The sequence below is a fragment of the Pseudoduganella chitinolytica genome (assembly GCF_029028125.1).
Lineage (GTDB): Bacteria > Pseudomonadota > Gammaproteobacteria > Burkholderiales > Burkholderiaceae_D > Rugamonas > Rugamonas chitinolytica.
Genome location: NZ_CP119083.1, coordinates 3,008,468 through 3,027,408, shown reverse-complemented (window position 1 = coordinate 3,027,408; position 18,941 = coordinate 3,008,468). Strand labels below are relative to the sequence as shown.

The window sequence follows — 18,941 nt, the reverse complement described above, 5'->3', positions numbered from 1 at the left end:
ATCATGCAGCTGAACGAGCCCAACGAAGAACGCGACGACGAAGCACTGGACCTGGCGAGCCGCCTGACGGACGACCACCACCAGTCACTGAAACTGTGGCTGCGCATGCTGTCGTGCACCGTCAAGATCGAGAACGAGATCCGCTCGCGCCTGCGCGCGCAGTTCGGCATCACGCTGCCCCGCTTCGACCTGATGGCGCAGCTGGAGCGCCATCCCGAGGGCTTGCGCATGGGCGAGCTGTCGAAGCGGATGATGGTCACGGGCGGCAACGTCACGGGCATCACCGACCAGCTGGAGCAGGAGAACCTGGTCGTGCGGGTGCCCGATCCACGCGACGGCCGTGCTTTCACGGTGAAGCTGACGCCGGCGGGACGGCGTGCCTTCGGCCGCATGGCCGCCGTGCACGAAGGCTGGATCACGGAACTGCTGCAGGACATGCCGGCATCCGACAAGGGCCGGCTGATCGAACTGCTGTCGCAGATGAAGGGGCACCTGTACGCCCGCGAAGAAAAAAACGAGGACCGACGATGAAATACCTGCACGGGCAGCCGCATGCGCTGCCGGGCCATGGCCAGCGCCTGGCCGCCTACGAAGCACGCCACTTCCTGTTCGCGGTGGAAGCGGGCGTGGCGACGTTGACCCTGAACCGGCCGGAGCGCAAGAATCCGCTGACGTTCGACTCCTATGCCGAACTGCGCGACCTGTTCCGCGCGCTGGCCACGAGCGAGGACGTGAAGGCGATCGTCATCGCCGGCGCCGGCGAGAACTTCTGTTCCGGCGGCGACGTGCACGAGATCATCGGCCCGCTGACGCAGCTGGACATGCCGGGCCTGCTGGCGTTTACGCGCATGACGGGCGACGTCGTCAAGGCGATGCGCGCGTGCCCGCAGCCGATCGTGGCCGCCATCGACGGCATCTGCGCCGGCGCCGGCGCGATGCTGGCGCTGGCGTCCGACATCCGCCTCGGCACGGAGCGCAGCAAGACGGCATTCCTGTTCACCCGGGTGGGCCTGGCCGGGTGCGACATGGGCGCCTGCGCGCTGCTGCCGCGCGTGATCGGCCAGGGCCGCGCCGCCGAGCTGCTGTACACGGGCCGCTCGATGTCCGGCGGCGAGGGCGAGCGTTGGGGCTTCTTCAACAGCCTGCACGCGCCGGCAGGCGTGCTCGCGGCGGCGCACGCCTTTGCCGCCGATCTGGCGCGCGGACCCACCTTCGCGCACGGCATGACGAAGAAGATGCTGCAGCAGGAGTGGAACATGGGGGTGGACGAAGCGATCGAAGCGGAAGCGCAGGCGCAGGCGATCTGTATGGCCACCAACGACTTCCACCGGGCGTATCACGCCTTCGTGGCCAAACAGAAGCCGGCGTTCGAGGGAGACTGACATGGCGGACAAGAGCTACCTGGACTGGCCGTTCTTCGCGGAGCACCACGCGGCACTGGAACGCGCGCTGGACGACTGGGCCGGGCGTGAACTGGCGCACGTGCATGGCCAGTTCGGCAAGGACGTGGACGGCGCCTGCCGCGAGATCGTGCGCCGGCTGGGCGAGGGCGGCTGGCTGCGCCATGCCGTCGGCGGCACTGCCTACGGCGGCGCGGCCGACGCGATCGACACGCGCGCGTTGTGCCTGATCCGCGAGACGCTGGCGCGCCACGAAGGCCTGGCCGACTTCGCGTTCGCGATGCAGGGCCTCGGGTCCGGCGCCATCAGCCTGTTCGGCACGCCCGGGCAGCGCGAGGACTACCTGCCGCGCGTGGCACGGGGCGAGGCGATTGCCGCCTTCGCGCTGTCCGAACCGCAGGCCGGTTCCGACGTCGCGGCACTGGCCTGTACCGCCACCATGGACGGCGACAGCTACGTGCTCGATGGCGAGAAGACGTGGATCTCGAACGGCGGCATCGCCGACTTCTACGTGGTGTTCGCGCGCACGGGCGAGGCGCCGGGCGCGCGCGGCATCAGCGCGTTCGTCGTCGATGGCAATACGCCGGGCCTGACGATCGCCGAACGCATCGCCGTCATCGCGCCGCACCCGCTCGCACGCCTGCGCTTCGACAACTGCCGCATCCCGGCCACGCGCCGCATCGGCGCGGCCGGCCAGGGCTTCAAGGTGGCGATGGCGACGCTGGACGTTTTCCGCACGTCGGTGGCGGCGGCAGCGCTGGGCTTTGCCCGCCGCGCGCTGGACGAGGCCCTGGCCCATGCGACGGCGCGGCCGATGTTCGGCCAGGTGCTGGCCGATTTCCAGCTGACGCAGGCCAAGCTGGCACAGATGGCGACCGGCATCGACGCGGCCGCGCTCCTGACCTACCGCGCGGCCTGGCAGCGCGACCGGGGCCGCGCCGTGACGAAGGAAGCGGCGATGGCCAAGATGACGGCGACGGAAACGGCGCAGCAGGTGATCGACGCGGCCGTGCAGCTGTTCGGCGGCCTGGGCGTGGTGTCCGAACATCCGGTCGAACGCCTGTACCGCGAGATCCGCGCCCTGCGCATCTACGAGGGCGCGACGGAAGTGCAGCAACTGATCATCGCGCGCGAGCTGCTGCGCGGCGCCAGGGAGCCGGCGTAATGGAGATCCTGCAGCCGCCGGGCTGGGCCCGGCCCAAGGGCTACGCCAACGGGATCGCCGCCAGCGGCAGGCTGGTCTTCGTCAGCGGCATGATCGGCTGGGACGCGCAAGGCGTGTTCCACAGCGACGACTTCGCGGCGCAGACGCGCCAGGCGCTCGTCAACATCGTGCAGGTGCTGGCGGAGGCGGGCGCGCGGCCCGAACACATCGTGCGCATGACGTGGTACGTGGTCGACCGCGCCGAATACCTGGGCGCGCAGCGCGAGATCGGCGCCGCCTACCGCGACATCATCGGCCGGCACTATCCTGCGATGACCGCCGTGGCCGTGACGGCGCTGATGGAGGCGCGCGCCAGGGTCGAGATCGAGGTAACGGCCGTGGTACCAGAGCAAGACCGACGCGCCTGAACGGCGCTCGCCCCGGGGGGGCGGCAAGCAGGCTGCTGGCAAACAACCATGCACAATTATCTAAAGTGCATGCTATATTGCTAATACCTGGAACTCAGCCATTCCAACTATGATCCGCTTCGTTTCGTGCCGGGCGTGCCGCCCGTCCGTTGCATGCCACGCCGGTGACGAGCGCGAGGTGGTCCGTGCTGTTTAATACCTTCGCCTTCTGCGCAGTCTTCCTGCCGCTTGCACTGCTGGGCTACTTCCTGCTGTCCCGTATCTCGCTGCGTGGCTCGGTCGTGCTGCTGCTGGTAGCGTCCGTCATCTTCTACAGCTATTGGGACGTGCGCTACCTGCCGCTGCTGGCGGGTTCCATCGTCGGCAATTTCCTGGTCGGCCGCGCGATCGTGGGAGCCGGTGAGGCCGGCTCGGCGGCGTCGCGCCGCTGGCTGGTCGTCGGCGTTGCCGGCAACCTGGCGCTGCTGACGTTCTTCAAGTACGCCAATTTCATCGTGGAGAACTTCGCGGCGGCGACCGGCTACGACATTCCCTCGCCGGGTATCTCTCTGCCCATCGGCATCTCTTTCTTTACATTTACGCAGATCGCGTACCTGGTCGACTGCTACCAGGGCAAGGTAAAGGAGACGCGGCCGGAGAGCTACGGCTTGTTCGTCACCTACTTCCCGCACCTGATCGCGGGGCCGATCCTGCATCACAAGGAAATGATCCCGCAGTTCGATACGCCGCAAACGCATCGTTTCAACACGGGCCGGCTGACCGTCGGCATGATCTTCTTTGCCATCGGGCTGTTCAAGAAGGTGGTCATTGCCGACGGAGTCGCGCGTTTCGTGGGGCCTGTCTTCAACATGCACCATGCAAGCCTGACGCAGCTCGAAGCCTGGGCGGGGGCGCTGGCCTACACGTTCCAACTGTACTTCGACTTTTCCGCCTACTCGGACATGGCCTACGGCCTGTCGTACATGTTCGGCATCATCCTGCCGATCAACTTCTTCTCGCCCTACAAGGCGACGTCGATCATCGAATTCTGGCGCCGCTGGCACATCACGTTGTCGACGTTCCTGCGCGACTACCTGTACATCCCGCTGGGCGGCAACCGCAGGGGCAAGGCGCAGCGCTACGTGAATCTCGTCATCACGATGCTGCTGGGCGGGCTGTGGCACGGCGCCGCCTGGACGTTCATCGCCTGGGGGCGCTGCATGGCTTCTACCTGATCGTCAACCACGCGTTCCGCGCCATCGCCGGCGATGGGGGCGGCCTGCCGCGGGCTGCATTCGGACTCGTGGCGACGTGGCTTGCCGTCATCGTTGCGTGGGTGGTCTTCCGTGCCAGCTCCATGGAGGTCGCCTGGTCGATCCTGCGGGCGATGGCAGGCGACACGGCGCCCGCGGCGGTCCACCAGGCGATGCTGGGCAGCAGCCGCATCATGCCGATGACGGAATGCCTGTGGTGGCTGGCGGCCTGCGCCGGCATCGCGCTGTTGTTGCCGAATGCTTACCAACTGCTGGGGAAGGGCCTGCTGCCGGCATTGGAAGCGCGGCTGCGCGGCGCGCGCGGCGGTTTGTTGCTGGGTGCTCTCGTGACGGCCAGCGCGTTGCTGCTGGCCATCAGCGAGACGCGCGGCGTCTCCGAATTCCTCTACTTCAATTTCTGACACCATGCGCTTCCTTCTCTCGGTACCTGGCGGCATCCTCCTGGCGGCGCTGGCGCTGGAGCTCGCCCTGCAATACCTGCCCGTCAATTCCGGTGTCCGCATGGCGCATACCAGCGCGGCGGTGCCATACCCGCACAACCGCCCCGGCCAGCCGTACACCTATTCGCACGGTTGGGCGATGGCGAACGCGCAGCACGGCACGACCAGCCGGGACGGGTTCGTGCATTCACGGGACATCGGTGGCGGCGCCAACGTCCTCGTCACCGGCGACAGCTTCATCGAAAGCTACATGCTGGCGTACGGCGACACGGTGCAGGGCCTGCTCGACGCGGCGCTGGGCAAGGTGTACGCCGTCGCATCCTCCGGCAACGGACTGGCCGATGCGCTCGTGCTCGCGCGGCAGTTCGTGCCGCGCACCGGGGCGAAGGCGATGGTGATATTCGTCGAGCCATTCGACTTGCGGACGATCGACAGCCCGGCGGGCCGCGGCCACAACTACTTCGCGTTCACGGGCGGCGAGATATCGGTCGCGCACAATCCTTACGTCGAGTCCGTGCTGAAGGAGCAGGTGCTGCGCTCGGCGTTGCTGCGCTACGCCTACTACAACCTCAAGGTGCCGGGCTGGATGGAGGGCCTGCGGAGGCGGGCGCGGCAGGGCGGTGACAGCGGCGCCGACGGTGACCTGCGGCAGCGCCGGCGCGATGCCGCACTCGATTACTTCCTGGCCGGACTGGCACCGCTGCAGCGCCGCTTCGGCACCCGCTTCATCTTCCTCGTCGACGGCGACCGGGACGCCATCTATTCGGATGGGCGGAGCAGCGTCTGGGTGGGCAACGATCGTGCGACCCTGATCGAGCGCGTGCGAGCGGCCGGATACGACGTCGTCGACATGCAGCCCGTGTTCGAGCAGCATTGGCGGACCTACCGGGAGCGCCTGGACTTCCTGCCGATGGACGGGCACTGGAATCGCGTCGCCCACGCATTGGCGGCCGCACGCGTGCTGCCGCTGGTTACGCGCTGAGGCGCCAGAGCGCGCGCGGGCAGCGGCCGACCGGCTTGCAGGCTTGCGAGCGGTAACGGGGGACGAGGGAGCGGCAAGGGAGCGGCAAGGGAGCGGCAAGGGAGCGGGTGATGGGCATCAGGCGCGGTCGGGACCGGCATGCCGGTGGTCCCCCGACTGGAATCGAACCAGTATCCCACGCTTAGGAGGCATGTGCACTATCCATTGTGCTACGGGGAGGACGCAAAGCGAGCGCAATTATAGCCGACCGGCCGGCAAATGTTAGTGTTGGCCGCCGTCTGTCGGTACAATGCCGGCTTCACGCATCGGATAAGTCACCATGGCAGTCATTTCCCTCTCTCAAGCGCAGCTGGCGTTCGGCCACCACGCACTCCTCGATCACGCCGATTTTTCCCTGGAAACAGGCGAACGGGTGGGCCTGATCGGCCGCAACGGTACCGGCAAGTCTTCCCTGTTGAAGATCATTTCCGGTCGCCAGAAACTCGACGACGGCCTGCTCGTCATGCAGCAGGGCGTGCGCATCGCGTATGTCGAACAGGAGCCCCAGTTCGAACCGGAGATGAGCGTGTTCGACGCGGTCGCGTCCGGCCTGGGTGAGCTGCCCGGGCTCGTCAAGGAATACGACCGGCTGACGGGCCAGTTCGGCCAGGGCGACGACGAAGCCCTGATGGAACGCATGCACGAGATCCAGGTCAAACTCGATGCCGCCGATGCCTGGAGCATCAACAACAAGGTCGAGCAGACGCTGGACCGGCTGAACCTTGGTCCTGACGCGCTGATGAAGACGCTGTCGGGCGGCATGCAGAAGCGCGTGGCGCTGGCCCGTGCGCTGGTGGCGGCGCCTGACGTGCTGCTGCTCGACGAGCCGACCAACCACCTGGACTTCACGTCGATCCAGTGGCTGGAGGGGCTGCTGCGCGACTTCAAGGGCAGCGTGCTGTTCATTACCCACGACCGCTCCTTCCTCGACAACGTGGCGACCCGCATCGTCGAGCTGGACCGCGGCCGGCTGATGTCCTATCCGGGCAATTTCAGCACCTACCAGACACGCAAGGCCGAGCAACTGGCGATCGAGGAGATCGAGAACGCCAAGTTCGACAAGTTCCTGGCGCAGGAGGAAGTGTGGATCCGCAAGGGCGTGCAGGCGCGCCGCACCCGCGACGAGGGGCGCGTGCGCCGCCTGGAGCGGCTGCGCGAGCAGCGCGCCGTGCGCCGCGACCAGCAGGGCCAGGTGCGCCTGGAAGTGACGTCCGGCGAGCGCTCGGGCAAGATCGTGGCCGAGCTGGACAACGTCAACAAGGCCTTTGGCGAGAAGGTGATCGTGCGCGACTACAGCACGACCATCCTGCGCGGCGACAAAGTCGGGCTGATCGGTACCAACGGCGCCGGCAAGACGACGCTGCTGAAGCTGATCCTGGGCGAGGACCAGCCCGACAGCGGCACCGTCAAGCAGGGCACCAAGCTGCAGGTGGCGTACTTCGACCAGATGCGCACCCAGCTCAACGAAGAGGCCAGCCTGGCCGACACCATCTCGCCCGGCAGCGACTGGGTCGAGGTCAACGGCCAGAAGAAGCACGTGATGAGCTACCTGGGCGACTTCCTGTTCGCGCCGGAGCGGGCCCGTTCGCCGGTGCGCACCTTGTCTGGCGGCGAGCGCAATCGCCTGCTGCTGGCGCGCCTGTTCGCCAAGCCGGCCAACGTGCTGGTGCTGGACGAACCCACCAACGACCTCGATATCGACACGCTCGAACTGCTCGAGGAGCTGCTGGAAGACTATCCCGGCACCGTATTCCTCGTCAGCCACGACCGCATGTTCCTCGACAACGTCGTCACGCAGGTGATCGTCGCCGAAGGCGGCGGAACCTGGCGCGACTACATCGGTGGCTACAGCGACTGGGAGCGCGTGCGTGCCACGGCGGCAACGGCCGCCAGGAAACCCGAGGCAAAGGCCGAGGGGAAGAAGGCCGACCCCGTGGTTGCCGCGCCGCCGGCCGCGGCGAAGAAGAAGCTCAGCTTCAAGGAGCAGCGCGAGCTGGACGAGTTGCCGAAGCTGATCGCCAGCCTGGAGGACGAGCAGAGCGCCTTGACGGTAACGCTGTCCGACCCCGATTTCTACAAGAAGACACCGGCGGAGGCACGCCGCGTGCAGGAGCGCATCGCCGCCATCGAGACCGAACTGATGAATGCACTGGAGCGCTGGGAGCAGATCGAGTCGCGCAACTGACCGGGTTGCGGTGTTGTAACTCTGCCACTTCTGGCAGTGTAAATGTTGTATCATTGCGGCGCCGCAGCATTGGCAGCGTGGATTTCCATACCCGGGCGATTAAATTGCCTTTATGCACAACTCGTGCGCTACGGCCGGTGATTGTTATTGTAAAATCTGCAAACCTTGGGCCCGTGGGAGTGGCCCTGTAACGCACACGAAGGCAGACTTCAATGACAGCCCAGCAGGATCAACCTCCCACGCCTCACCGCGCGGGGTCGACAGAAGCGGATACGCCGGGATTCTTTTCCCGGCCCTCGACGGCCCGCATTCTGCCCTTTGCCACCTATATGGCGTTTATCGCCATTGCCGACCTGCTCGAGCGGCTGGGCGTGACGGCCGAGCAGTTGCGCTGGTTGTATCCGGTCAAGACCATCGCCGTGGTGGCTGTGCTGCTGGCTTACCGGCGCCACTATTCGGAGCTCGGCTGGCGTACGCTGCGTGCGCGGCACATCGTGCAGGCCGTGCTGGTCGGTATTGTCGTGCTCGTGCTGTGGCTGAACCTCGGCGCTTCCTGGATGCAGGTCGGCGTGTCCGCCGGGTACAACCCGACCGGAGCGGACGGCCGCATCGACTGGCTGCTGGTGGCATGCCGCATTGCCGGCGCGGCGCTCGTGGTGCCTGTCATGGAGGAGCTGTTCTGGCGCTCCTTCCTGATGCGCTGGCTCGAGCGCCACGATTTCCTGCACGTCTATCCCGCCAGCGTCGGCATCAAGGCGCTCGCCGTCACATCGATATTGTTCGGGATCGAGCATAACCTCTGGCTGGCCGGTATCGTGGCAGGGATCGCCTACAGCGTTGTGTATATGCGCAGCGGAAATCTGTGGTCGGCGATCCTGGCGCATGCCACGACCAATGGGTTGCTCGGGGTCTGGGTGGTAGCCACTGCCAGCTGGACTTACTGGTAAGATTGTATGTTCGCTAATATTTAAGAAGACACATAATAATGTTGAGTTCCCATTCACCCCGCCGCCTCCACATGCTGCCGCTGGCCTGCGCTGCCATGCTGTTCTGCGGTGGAGCAGCGGCAGAAATCAGCGACACCGTCCATCCGTTCGTCTCGGTCGGCTATACCTATGACGATAACCTGCTGCGCCTGCCGGAAAACGTGGCCGTGGGAGCGCAGCGCTCCGACCGCTCGACCCAGGCCCAGGCAGGCCTGATCGTCGACCGGCCCATCGGCCGCCAGCGCCTGACCGGCACGGCCAAGGTCTCGCGCGTCACGTTCGACCACTACAGCCAGTTCGACTACAACGGCAAGGATTTCAAGGCCGACCTGGCTTGGCAGCTCGGCAATCGCCTGTACGGCAATATCGGCGGCACGTACGTCGAGACGCTGACGCCGTTCTCGGACTACAGCACGAACGAGCGCAACCTGCGCACGTCGCGCCGGCAGTACGTCAGTGGCGCGTGGCGCTTCCATCCCAGCTGGCAAGTGCGCACGGGCTTCACTCGCAACAAGAACGAATACGAACTGTTGGCCCAGCGGGTCAACAATCGCAAGGAAGACCTGGCCGAGGTCGGTGCCGACTACCTGGCGCCCAGCGGCAGCAAGGTCGGCCTGGTCGCGCGCCAGCTGAAGGGAACGTACCTGAACCCGCGCCGCATCAACGGCGTGGCGCTGGACGACAACTACACGCAGGATGAGCTGAAGGCTGCCATCAATTGGCGTTTCAGCGGCATCACCCATATCGAGGTGCTGGCCGGTTACGCCCGTCGCAAGCACGATTTCTTTACCGGTCGCGATTCCAGCGGCGCCAACGGTCGCGCATCGGTGACCTGGGCGCCGCTTGGCAAGGTCCGCTTCCAGGCCGAGGTGTGGCGCGAATTCGCGGCGGTGGAAAGCTTCATCGTCAGCAATAGCCTGAACAAGGGTGCCAGCATCGGTGCCACCTGGCTGGCCACGGCGAAGGTCCAGGCCAATGCCAGCCTGCGCACCGAAAAGCGCAAGTTCGAGCAGCTCACGACGGCCAACCTGAACGACGACGGGCGCGACAGCGCCAACAGCGCCCAGGTGGGACTCGTCTATGCGCCCACGATCGGTACCCAGATCGGCCTGTCGGCCTTCCGGGAAAAACGCAACGGCAGCCGGATCGCCGGTACCAATGACTACCGGTCCAACGGTGTGTCGATCAACGCCAGCGTGCAGTTCTGAAGAAGTGTTGCAATGACCATCAATGATATTCCCCTGATTTCGTTCTTCCAGCGCGTCCTCGATCCACTGATCATCATGGGTACGCTCTACGCTACCTCGATGCTGTACGGCGAGCCCTTCACGGGCTACTCCCTCGTGCTGATGATCCTCGCGTTCTTCATCTCGTCGGCCGTGTACCAGCACATCGACCCGTACCGCACGTGGCGCAGCGGCCGCATGCTGGCCTATTCGCGCGACATCTTCGGCGGCTGGCTCGTGACGGCGCTGATCCTGGTGCTGCTCGGCTCGGTCAGCGGCCTGGCGTACCACTACGAGGAAAGCGTGGTGGTGAGCTGGTTCGTGGCGACGCCCTTCGTGCTGCTGGCCAGTCACCTGGCGGCGCGCAAGGTGGGTTCCGATCCGTCCAAGGCCAGCGAGATGCGCTCCGTGCTGATCGTCGGCGCCAACGACGTGGGCATCAAGTTCGCGCGCACGATCGAGCGTTACCCGAACCTGTTCATGCACGTGCGCGGCTTCTTCGACGACCGGACGGAAGACCGCCGGCCGCCCGACCTGCAGCACCCGATCCTGGGCAAGATGTGCGACGTCGCCGCATTCGTGCGCGAAAACAACATCAAGATGATCTTCATCAGCCAGCCGATCTCGGCGCAGCCGCGCATCCGCAAGCTGCTCGACGACCTGCAGGACACGACCGCTTCCGTATATTTCCTGCCGGACATCTACGTCTTCGACCTGATGCAGGCACGCTTCGACAACGTGGGCGGCATGCCCGTGATCGCCATCTGCGAGACGCCGTTCACCGGCTTCAACAGCCTGGTCAAGCGGGCCAGCGATATCGTGCTGGCGCTGATCATCCAGTTGCTGCTGCTGCCGATCATGCTGGCGATTGCCATAGCCGTGAAGCTCAGCTCGCCCGGCCCGATCATCTTCCGCCAGCGCCGCTATGGCCTGTATGGCGAACAGATCTACGTATACAAGTTCCGTTCGATGACGGTGACGGAGGACGGCACCAACGTCGTCCAGGCGAAGAAGAACGACCAGCGCATCACGCGGGTCGGTGCATTCCTGCGCAAGACGTCGCTGGACGAACTGCCGCAGTTCATCAACGTGCTGCAAGGCCGCATGAGCATCGTCGGGCCCCGTCCGCACGCCGTGGCGCACAACGAGCAATACCGCAAGCTGATCAAGGGTTACATGCTGCGCCACAAGGCCAAGCCGGGAATTACCGGCTGGGCCCAGGTGAACGGTTTCCGTGGCGAGACCGAGACACTGGACAAGATGGAAGCGCGCATCCGCTACGACCTCGATTACCTGCGCAGCTGGTCGCTGTGGCTCGACCTGTGGATTATCTTGAGGACGATCAAAGTCGTCCTGGCCCGCCAGAATGCACACTGAAGCGAGACTTAAATGTTGTTGTTTCCGAATTGAATTGTATCGTGCGACGGCATTCCCGCATTACAATACGGCGATTAAGTTGTAAATTTGTCCAGTTGCACGGTCGCCGCGGCAGTGCGAAAAAGTTGTCTTGTAATCTCTAGTCTGATATTTTTGCAAATATTTGAACCGCTGAACCGGCAATCCGCCACGGCGCTAAAACATGGAACCGGAGGAGTCTTTTGAAACATTCTGAACAACACAGCCTGGCAACGCGCCAGGGGCAATATAGCCACCGTCGGGTGCTGAGCGCCGGCCTGCTGGTGCTGGCTGCCGCTGTCCTGTCCGCTTGCGGCGAGAAGGCCGAGAAAAAGCAGGGCCAGGCCCTGGCAAGCGTCAACGGCGAAGAGATCACGGTACTGCAGCTCAATGAAGAGCTGACGCGTGTGAATCCCCAGATGGCGCAACAGGAAGCGGCGCGCAAGCAGCTGCTTGAAGCGCTGATCGACCGCCAGCTGCTGCAAAGCGAAGCGGCCAAGGAAAAGATTGACCGTGACCCGAAAGTGGTCCAGGCGATCGAACGTGCCAAGGCCACGATCGTCGCCCAGGCCTATCTGCAGAAGCGGATCGGCACCGTGGCGCGCCCGACCAAGGCGGAAGTGGAAGCGTATTACAACCAGAATCCGCAGTTCTTCTCGAACCGCAAGCAGCTCGACATGCGTCAGCTGGTGCTGGCGACGGCCGACGTGACCGAGGAAGTCAAGCGTGCGATCGATTCCGCCAAGTCGCTGGAGGAAGTGGCTGCCTGGCTGGACGAGCACAAGGTCAAGTACGGCCGGGCCCAGCTGTCGCGCAGCACCACCGAGTTGCCGCCTGAACTGAGCGCTCGCCTGCAGGCGATGCCGAAGGGCCAGTTGTTCATCATTCGCGAAGGCGCGCGCAGCATGCTGATCTCGATCAACGAGATCAAGGATGCACCCGTGACGCTGGAACAGGCCAGCGGCCAGATCGAGCAGTTCCTGTTCAATAAGAAGAACAAGGAAGCGGCGGAAGCGGCCGTCAAGCAGCTGCGTTCGACCGCGAAGATCGAATATATGAACCAGCCTGCGGCGGCCGCGGCACCGGCGGCAGCGGCAACGACACCGGCGGCACCTGCCGCGGACAAGGCCGGCGCGTCGGAAGATGCCACCGCGCGCGGCGTCGCCGGGCTGAAGTAAGCCGGCCGTATCGATCGAATCTCGTAAAAAAGAAGGAAAGAACATGAAACGTTTGGTAATGTGGATGCTGGCAAGCCTGATGACGCTGGCCATGGGGTGGGCCAACGCCGCCGATGCAACGCTGGGCGCCGGCGACGTCGTCAAGATCTCCGTATACGGCAGCCCTGACCTGGCCACGGAAACGCGGATCAGCCAGAGCGGCAACATCACCTTCCCGCTGGTCGGGCAGGTCAAGGTCGGCGGGCTGGAAATCCCGGCCGCCGAGCGCAAGATCGCCAGCCTGCTGGACAGCGGCGGCTTCATCAAGAAGCCGCAGGTGACGATCCTGGTCACGGGCATCTCCAGCCAGCAAGTCTCCGTGCTGGGCCAGGTCAACCGCCCGGGCCGCTTCCCCATCGAAGGCAAGCGTACCGTGCTGGACATGCTGGCGCTGGCCGGTGGCATGAGCGCCGACGGTGCCGACTCGATCACGCTGATCCGCAAGCGCAACGGCGCCGTCACGAAGGAGTCGCTGGACATCGTCGAGATGATGCGCAGCGGCGAACTGCAGCGCGACGTCGAGCTGTCCGCGGACGACATCATCTACGTCGAGCGCGCACCGCGCTTCTACATCTACGGTGAAGTGCAGCGCCCTGGCGCGTTCAAGCTGGAGCGTTCGATGACGGTACTGCAGGCGCTGGCCGTCGGCGGTGGCCTGACCCAGCGCGGCACCGAACGCGGCATGCGCATCAAGCGCCGCGATGCCCAGGGCAAGATCCAGGTCCTCGACGCCAAGCATGATGACCTGCTGCAGACGGACGATATCGTGTACGTCAAGGAAAGCCTGTTCTAACGCGGCTTTCGCGTTTCCTCAAGTGTAAGGTGTATTCATGAATCTCTCTCAACTCCTGCTGATTCTCCGGGCGCGCAAGAAAATCGTGCTGGGTACGCTGCTGGCCGTGGTGCTCGCCACCACGGTCCTCAGCCTGCTGATGCCGAAGACGTACAAAGCGAACAGCACGGTGCTGCTGAACTACAAAGGTGTCGACCCGCTGACCGGCATGACGATGCCGGGCAACCTGCTGCCCGGCTACATGGCCACGCAGATCGACATCATCGGCAGCAAGAATGTTGCGTTGCGCGTCATCGACCGTATGCAGCTGGCGAACAGCCCGGCCGTCATCGAGCAGTTCAACGAGGCGACCAAAGGCCAGGGCACGGTGCGTGACTGGCTGGCCAACCTGCTGCTGCGCAAGCTGGACGTGGCGCCGTCGCGAGAGAGCAGTGTGGTCGAGATCGGCTTCAGCGGTTCGGATCCGCAGTTCGTTGCCGCGGTCGCCAACGCCTTCGCCGAAGAATACATGCACGCCGCGGTACAACTGAAGGTCGATCCGATGCGGCGCGCATCGAACTACTTCGACCAGCAGACCAAGCTGCTGCGCGACAACCTGGAAAAGGCGCAGAGCCGCCTGTCCAAGTACCAGCAGGAACACGGTATCGTCAGCGTCGACAACCGCCTGGATGTCGAGTCGAACCGGTTGAACGACCTGTCCGCACAGCTCGTCGCCGCGCAGGCCCAGCTGATGGAAGCGACGTCGCGCCAGCGCATGGCGCAGGGCAGCTCCGGCGCGTCCCCCGATGTCAACGCCAACCCGCTGATCCAGAACCTGCGCGTCGGCCTCGGCAACGCCGAAGCGAAACTGGCCGAAGTCGGCCAGCGCCTGGGTCGTAACCACCCGCAATACCAGAGCGCCCAGGCCGAAGTGGCCAAGCTGCGCCGCGACCTGAACGAACAGATCAGCCTGACGTCGCAAAGCGTGGGCAACAACGCAACCGTGCTGTCGCAGCGTGAATCCCAGATCCGCGCCGCGCTGGCCGAACAGAAGGCCAAGGTGCTGGAACTGAACCGTACTCGCGACGAGATGGGCGTGCTGCTGAAGGACGTGGAAAGCGCGCAGCGCGCCTTCGACGCGACGTCGCAGCGCGGTTCGCAGACCCGGATCGAAGGCCAGGCCGAGCAGTCCGACGTGGCGATCCTGAATCCGGCCACGGTGCCGACCGAGCCGGACGGTCCGAAGGTGTTCCGCAACCTGCTGCTGTCCGTCTTCCTGGGCATCATGCTGGGCTTCGGCGCCGCGCTCGTCATCGAACTGCTCGATCGCCGTGTCCGTTCGGCGAACGACCTGAGCGAAGGGCTGGAGATTCCGATGCTGGGCACGATCGACTGGAAGCAGTCGGCCCACCGTCGCACTGGCGTGCTGGGTTCGCTGATGCCGCGCCGCCTGCGTTTAACCTGATTTGTTGGAGATAGTGATGAACCAAGCAACCATTCCCCTGGCCGCGGCAACGCCGTCCCGCAATGCCGGCTCCAGTATCGGTGGCCTGCTGCTGGAATCGGGCAAGATCACGCCAGAGGGAGCTGAACGCGTGCTGCGGATGCAGAAGGAACTGGGGATTCGCTTCGGCGAAGCGGCCCAGCGCCTCGGGTTGATTACCGAAGCGGACATCCAGCAGGTCCTGGCGCGCCAGTTCGACTATCCATACCTGCAGGCTGGCGAAGGCAAGTATTCTTCGCAACTGGTGGCGGCCTACCAGCCGTTCACGCCACAGGTGGAAACGTTGCGCGCCGTGCGCAGCCAGCTGATGCTGCGCTGGTTCGCGCGCGGACACAAATCGCTGGTCGTGATGAGCGCCCGGCCAGGTGACGGCGCCAGCCTGTTTGCGGCCAACCTGGCGGTCGTGTTTTCCCAACTGGGCGAACAGACGCTGCTGGTCGATGCCAACCTGCGCAAGCCGCGCCAGCACGAGATCTTCAACCTGACGCAGCGCCAGGGCCTGTCGGATACGCTGGCCGGTCGTGCCGACCTCGGTGCGATCACCCGCATCGAGTCGTTCGTCGACCTGTCGGTGCTGGGGGCCGGCACGTTGCCGCCGAACCCGCAGGAGTTGCTCAGCCGTGAGAGCTTCACGGCCCTCAACACGCAGCTGGAAAGCCGCTATGACGTGGTGCTGTACGACGTGCCGGCGACGGCCGCAGATGCGGTCGCCGTCGCCGCCCGCGCCGGTGGCGTACTGCTGGTGGCTCGCAAGGATTCCACGCCGGTCAGCGCCGTCAGCGCGCTGAGCGACCAGCTGACGCAAACCGGCGTCAAGATCGTCGGTTCCGTGCTCGTGAGCTTCTGATGGACATGGCCGAGAAATTAGCCGCGCAGGACGGCATGACCGCCCTGCGCCGGTCCGCTCCCGACTGGCTGCCCATCGCCGCCGGTTTTGTCCTGCTGCTGGTCCCGACGCTGTACCGCCTGTTGTCGCCGACCGGGGCATGGATGGGCGAGGAGCAGGCCCACGGCCCGATCATCCTGGCGCTGTCGCTGTGGTTGATGTGGCGTAACCTGCCAACGATGATGGCGCAGCCCGTGCAGCCGTCGCGCGCCGGCTGGGGCCTGCTGGGTCTCGGCCTGCTGATGTACATTCTCGGACGTTCGCAGCAGATCCTCTCGTTCGAGATCCTGTCGCTGCAGTTCGTGGCGATCGCGCTCGTGCTGCTGCAGCGCGGGACGCCGAGCCTGCGCGTCCAGTGGTTCCCGTTCTTCTTCATGCTGTTCCTGGTACCGCTGCCGGGACCGATCGTCAGCATGCTGACGATGCCGATGAAGATGGCCGTATCGTATGTCACCGAACATATCCTGTACGCCGCCGGCTTGCCGATCGCACGCAGTGGCGTGATCCTGCAGATCGGCCAGTACCAGTTGCTGGTGGCCGACGCGTGCGCGGGGCTGCAGACGTTGCTGACGCTCGAAGCGCTGGGCCTGTTCTACCTGAACGTCGTGCGCCATACGTCGGCGTTCCGCAACCTGGCACTGGCGGTGCTGATCGTTCCGATCTCGTTTACGGCCAACGTGATCCGCGTGATCGTGCTGACGCTCGTGACTTTCTACCTGGGCGATGCGGCGGGGCAGGGCTTCCTGCACGGTTTTGCCGGGATGGTGCTGTTCGTGACGGCGCTGATACTGATCCTGTCGATGGATTCGCTGCTGCAGTGGGTCGTCCGACGCCGTGAACGTCGTGGAGTACACGCATGAAGAACAAGACCCTCGGTACCGTGCTGTTCGCACTGATGGCGTCGACGGCGGCCATCACCTACGCGGTGGCGCCGACGGCCAAGATGGCCGACAAGCGCGCGAAGTTCGATCTCGACACGGGCGTGCCACGCAACTTCGGCGACTGGAAAGTCGACCCGATGGTCGTGCCGCTGCAAGTGGATCCGGACACCCAGACGCGCCTGAACCGTATCTATAACCAGACGCTGTCGCGGACCTACATGAACTCGCGCGGCGAGCGCGTGATGCTGTCGATCGCGTATGGCGGCGACCAGAGCGACAACATGGGCGTGCACAAGCCGGAAGTGTGCTACGCCGCCCAGGGATTCGGGATCCGCGACGTGAAGTCCGCCGAAGTGGCGACCGACCAGGGCGCGCTGCCGGTGCGCCAGCTGCTCGCGGTGGCGGGTGCGCGCAGCGAGCCCATCACCTACTGGATCACGATCGGCGACACGATCACACGCCCTGGCTTCGACCAGCGGCTGCAGGAGCTCAAGATCGGCCTGACGGGCCAGGTGCCCGACGGCATGCTGGTGCGCGTCTCGTCGATCGATACCGACGCCTCGCGCGCCTACGCGCTGCAAGGCGAATTCATCCGCGCGCTGGTGGGCAACCTGCCCGCACCGGACCGGGCGCGCCTGATCGGTGCCTCGGCCAACCTCGCACCCAACAGCTGAAACGGGCCTGCCTGGCGGCGGTGAAACATGAGCAGTGATATCAAGCAGAAGAGCGTCAGCGCGGTCAAATGGGCAGCGGTCGGCACGGTCATCCGGTTCGTATTGCAGTTGCTGACCCAGGTCGTCCTGGCGCGGCTGCTGGGGCCGGAAACCTACGGCCTGTTCGCGATGGGGCTGATCGTGCTCACGCTCAGCAACTTCGTTGCCGACTTCGGGTTCTCCTGGGGGCTCGTGCAGAACCAGACCCTGACGGAGCAGGACATTCGTTTTGCGTTCACGTGGCAGCTGTTGTCCGGCGGCCTGGCATCGGTCGTGCTCTTCTTGTGCGCCCCGCTCGTGGCGGAGTACTTCAAGGAACCGCGCATCGTCGACATCGTCCGCTGGCTCAGCCTGACCTGCGTGCTCAACGCGGTCACGACGCCCGGCACCAACCTGTTGCGCCGCAAGCTCGACTTCCGCATGATCAACATCATCCAGATCGTCAGCTACGTCGTGGGTTACCTGCTGGTGGGCATTACGCTGGCCTGGCTGGGTGCTGGCGTCTGGGCACTCGTGGGGGCCTGGCTGTCGCAGGCTGCCGCGGGGCTTGTGATGACCTATATCCGGTCGCCCCATTCGATCAAGCCATTGCTGTGGTACCCGGGGGAGGGCGTTCGACGTCGGTCGGTGTCACCGTGTTCTTCACCAATCTGTGCAACTGGTTGCTGAACAATATCGACCGCCTGCTGCTGGGACGGTTCCTGAACGCGCACGCGGTCGGTATCTACACGATCGGCTACAACCTTGCGAACACGCCCAATTCGCTGTTCCTGACGGCATTGCAACCGGCGTTCCTGGCGGCCGGCACGAAACTGCAGGACGATCCGGCCCGGTTGCGCGAGGCCTATGTCGCCATCCAGGCCAGTGTCTGGATCCTGGTGGCGCCTGTGTTCGTGCTGCTGTCCTGCGTGGCACCGCAACTGATCGCCGTGTTGTACGGCCCGGGCTGGGAACCGTCGGGCCCGGTGCTGGCGACATTGGCACTGGCGATGCCGGCCTATGTCTGCTGGGGCCTGTCCACCCCTGTATTGTGGAATACCGGCGGCAAGCACCTGGAAAGCATCCTGCAGGTACCCGTGCTGGCCGGCGCCGCCGTGGCGTTGTGGCTGTTCGCGGCGCAGGGTCCCCTGATGGCCGCCCTGGTTGCGGCGGGTACGCTGATCGCCCGCGCGCTGGTCATCGCCACGGCCGCCTGCGTGCGACTGAAAGTCGACCCGGCCAGCATCGGCGCGATCGCCTGGCGCTCGGCGCTGTTGATGGCGGCGACCGCGGCCGGTGCCTATGCGGGCCAGGCGCTGGCGCCGCTGCAGCAGCTTGCCATTGTCCAGCTGGCGGCGGGACTCGTCGGCGGGGTCCTGCTCCCGCTCGTCGCCGTTCTGGCCTGGCCGGCCCTGATGGGACGGCGGGTGATCGATATGCTCGGCCGCTTCAGCCCGCCCGTGCCGGCGCGGCTGGGCGTGTACCTGCGCTCCAAATGCAGTATTGGATGA

Annotated in this window: 19 protein-coding genes and 1 tRNA gene; 19 read left to right on the top strand and 1 reads right to left on the bottom strand. The window is 65.1% G+C overall.

Features of this window, described 5'->3' with window-relative positions:
* The first annotated feature begins 3 nt into the window (after window positions 1–3).
* The 7 genes from PX653_RS13390 (at window position 4) to PX653_RS13360 (ending at window position 5,647) form a co-directional block, all read left to right on the top strand.
* Window positions 4–531 carry a MarR family winged helix-turn-helix transcriptional regulator gene (locus PX653_RS13390; protein WP_277418342.1) on the top strand — a complete coding sequence of 176 codons (528 nt, stop codon included), beginning with the start codon at window positions 4–6 and terminating at the stop codon, window positions 529–531.
* Window positions 528–1,382 (top strand): enoyl-CoA hydratase family protein, encoded by an 855-nt coding sequence (locus tag PX653_RS13385; protein ID WP_277418341.1) that lies wholly within the window; start codon window positions 528–530, stop codon window positions 1,380–1,382. The genes PX653_RS13390 and PX653_RS13385 overlap by 4 nt, the downstream gene beginning before the upstream one ends.
* A gap of 1 nt (window position 1,383) precedes the next feature.
* A complete protein-coding gene (locus PX653_RS13380) occupies window positions 1,384–2,565 on the top strand; it encodes an acyl-CoA dehydrogenase family protein (protein WP_277418340.1) in 1,182 nt (393 codons plus the stop codon).
* On the top strand, window positions 2,565–2,972 hold the full coding sequence (locus tag PX653_RS13375) for a RidA family protein (protein ID WP_277418339.1): 408 nt from the start codon (window positions 2,565–2,567) through the stop codon (window positions 2,970–2,972). The genes PX653_RS13380 and PX653_RS13375 overlap by 1 nt, the downstream gene beginning before the upstream one ends.
* Before the next feature lie 185 nt (window positions 2,973–3,157).
* Window positions 3,158–4,186, top strand: coding sequence for an MBOAT family O-acyltransferase (locus PX653_RS13370; protein ID WP_277418338.1), 1,029 nt, complete (start codon window positions 3,158–3,160; stop codon window positions 4,184–4,186).
* On the top strand, window positions 4,129–4,626 hold the full coding sequence (locus PX653_RS13365) for an MBOAT family O-acyltransferase (protein WP_277418337.1): 498 nt from the start codon (window positions 4,129–4,131) through the stop codon (window positions 4,624–4,626). The genes PX653_RS13370 and PX653_RS13365 overlap by 58 nt, the downstream gene beginning before the upstream one ends.
* A 4-nt stretch (window positions 4,627–4,630) precedes the next feature.
* A complete protein-coding gene (locus tag PX653_RS13360; protein WP_277418336.1) occupies window positions 4,631–5,647 on the top strand; it encodes an alginate O-acetyltransferase AlgX-related protein in 1,017 nt (338 codons plus the stop codon).
* Window positions 5,648–5,792: 145 nt separating this feature from the next.
* Here the strand turns inward: PX653_RS13360 and PX653_RS13355 are convergent.
* Window positions 5,793–5,866: transfer RNA gene (locus PX653_RS13355), tRNA-Arg, on the bottom strand.
* Window positions 5,867–5,966: 100 nt separating this feature from the next.
* On the opposite strand from PX653_RS13355, the gene PX653_RS13350 reads away from it, so the two are divergent.
* From PX653_RS13350 to PX653_RS13295, 12 genes are all read left to right on the top strand, one after another.
* On the top strand, window positions 5,967–7,871 hold the full coding sequence (locus PX653_RS13350; protein WP_277418335.1) for an ATP-binding cassette domain-containing protein: 1,905 nt from the start codon (window positions 5,967–5,969) through the stop codon (window positions 7,869–7,871).
* Window positions 7,872–8,083: 212 nt separating this feature from the next.
* The gene (locus PX653_RS13345; RefSeq protein ID WP_277418334.1) at window positions 8,084–8,818 is read left to right on the top strand and encodes a CAAX prenyl protease-related protein; all 735 of its coding nucleotides are present in this window, start codon (window positions 8,084–8,086) and stop codon (window positions 8,816–8,818) included.
* A gap of 38 nt (window positions 8,819–8,856) precedes the next feature.
* Complete coding sequence (gene epsL / locus PX653_RS13340; protein ID WP_277418333.1) at window positions 8,857–10,065, top strand: XrtB/PEP-CTERM-associated polysaccharide biosynthesis outer membrane protein EpsL; 1,209 nt, start codon at window positions 8,857–8,859, stop codon at window positions 10,063–10,065.
* A 12-nt stretch (window positions 10,066–10,077) separates the two neighbouring features.
* Window positions 10,078–11,460 carry an undecaprenyl-phosphate glucose phosphotransferase gene (locus tag PX653_RS13335; RefSeq protein WP_277418332.1) on the top strand — a complete coding sequence of 461 codons (1,383 nt, stop codon included), beginning with the start codon at window positions 10,078–10,080 and terminating at the stop codon, window positions 11,458–11,460.
* A gap of 221 nt (window positions 11,461–11,681) precedes the next feature.
* Window positions 11,682–12,656 carry an EpsD family peptidyl-prolyl cis-trans isomerase gene (locus PX653_RS13330; protein WP_277418331.1) on the top strand — a complete coding sequence of 325 codons (975 nt, stop codon included), beginning with the start codon at window positions 11,682–11,684 and terminating at the stop codon, window positions 12,654–12,656.
* 43 nt (window positions 12,657–12,699) lie between these two features.
* The gene (gene epsE, locus PX653_RS13325) at window positions 12,700–13,488 is read left to right on the top strand and encodes a polysaccharide export protein EpsE (RefSeq protein WP_277418330.1); all 789 of its coding nucleotides are present in this window, start codon (window positions 12,700–12,702) and stop codon (window positions 13,486–13,488) included.
* A gap of 37 nt (window positions 13,489–13,525) precedes the next feature.
* The gene (epsF, locus tag PX653_RS13320; protein ID WP_277418329.1) at window positions 13,526–14,932 is read left to right on the top strand and encodes a chain length determinant protein EpsF; all 1,407 of its coding nucleotides are present in this window, start codon (window positions 13,526–13,528) and stop codon (window positions 14,930–14,932) included.
* Between the two features lie 16 nt (window positions 14,933–14,948).
* On the top strand, window positions 14,949–15,818 hold the full coding sequence (gene epsG / locus PX653_RS13315; protein ID WP_277418328.1) for a chain length determinant protein tyrosine kinase EpsG: 870 nt from the start codon (window positions 14,949–14,951) through the stop codon (window positions 15,816–15,818).
* A gap of 5 nt (window positions 15,819–15,823) precedes the next feature.
* On the top strand, window positions 15,824–16,717 hold the full coding sequence (xrtB, locus tag PX653_RS13310) for an exosortase B (protein WP_277418327.1): 894 nt from the start codon (window positions 15,824–15,826) through the stop codon (window positions 16,715–16,717).
* Window positions 16,714–17,412: an exosortase-associated protein EpsI, B-type gene (epsI, locus tag PX653_RS13305; protein ID WP_277418326.1), complete on the top strand. Its 699-nt coding sequence runs from the start codon at window positions 16,714–16,716 to the stop codon at window positions 17,410–17,412. Before xrtB ends, epsI begins: the two co-directional genes overlap by 4 nt.
* 27 nt (window positions 17,413–17,439) lie before the next feature.
* Window positions 17,440–18,120: an oligosaccharide flippase family protein gene (locus PX653_RS13300; RefSeq protein WP_277418325.1), complete on the top strand. Its 681-nt coding sequence runs from the start codon at window positions 17,440–17,442 to the stop codon at window positions 18,118–18,120.
* Window positions 18,087–18,941 (top strand): oligosaccharide flippase family protein, encoded by an 855-nt coding sequence (locus PX653_RS13295; RefSeq protein WP_277418324.1) that lies wholly within the window; start codon window positions 18,087–18,089, stop codon window positions 18,939–18,941. The genes PX653_RS13300 and PX653_RS13295 overlap by 34 nt, the downstream gene beginning before the upstream one ends.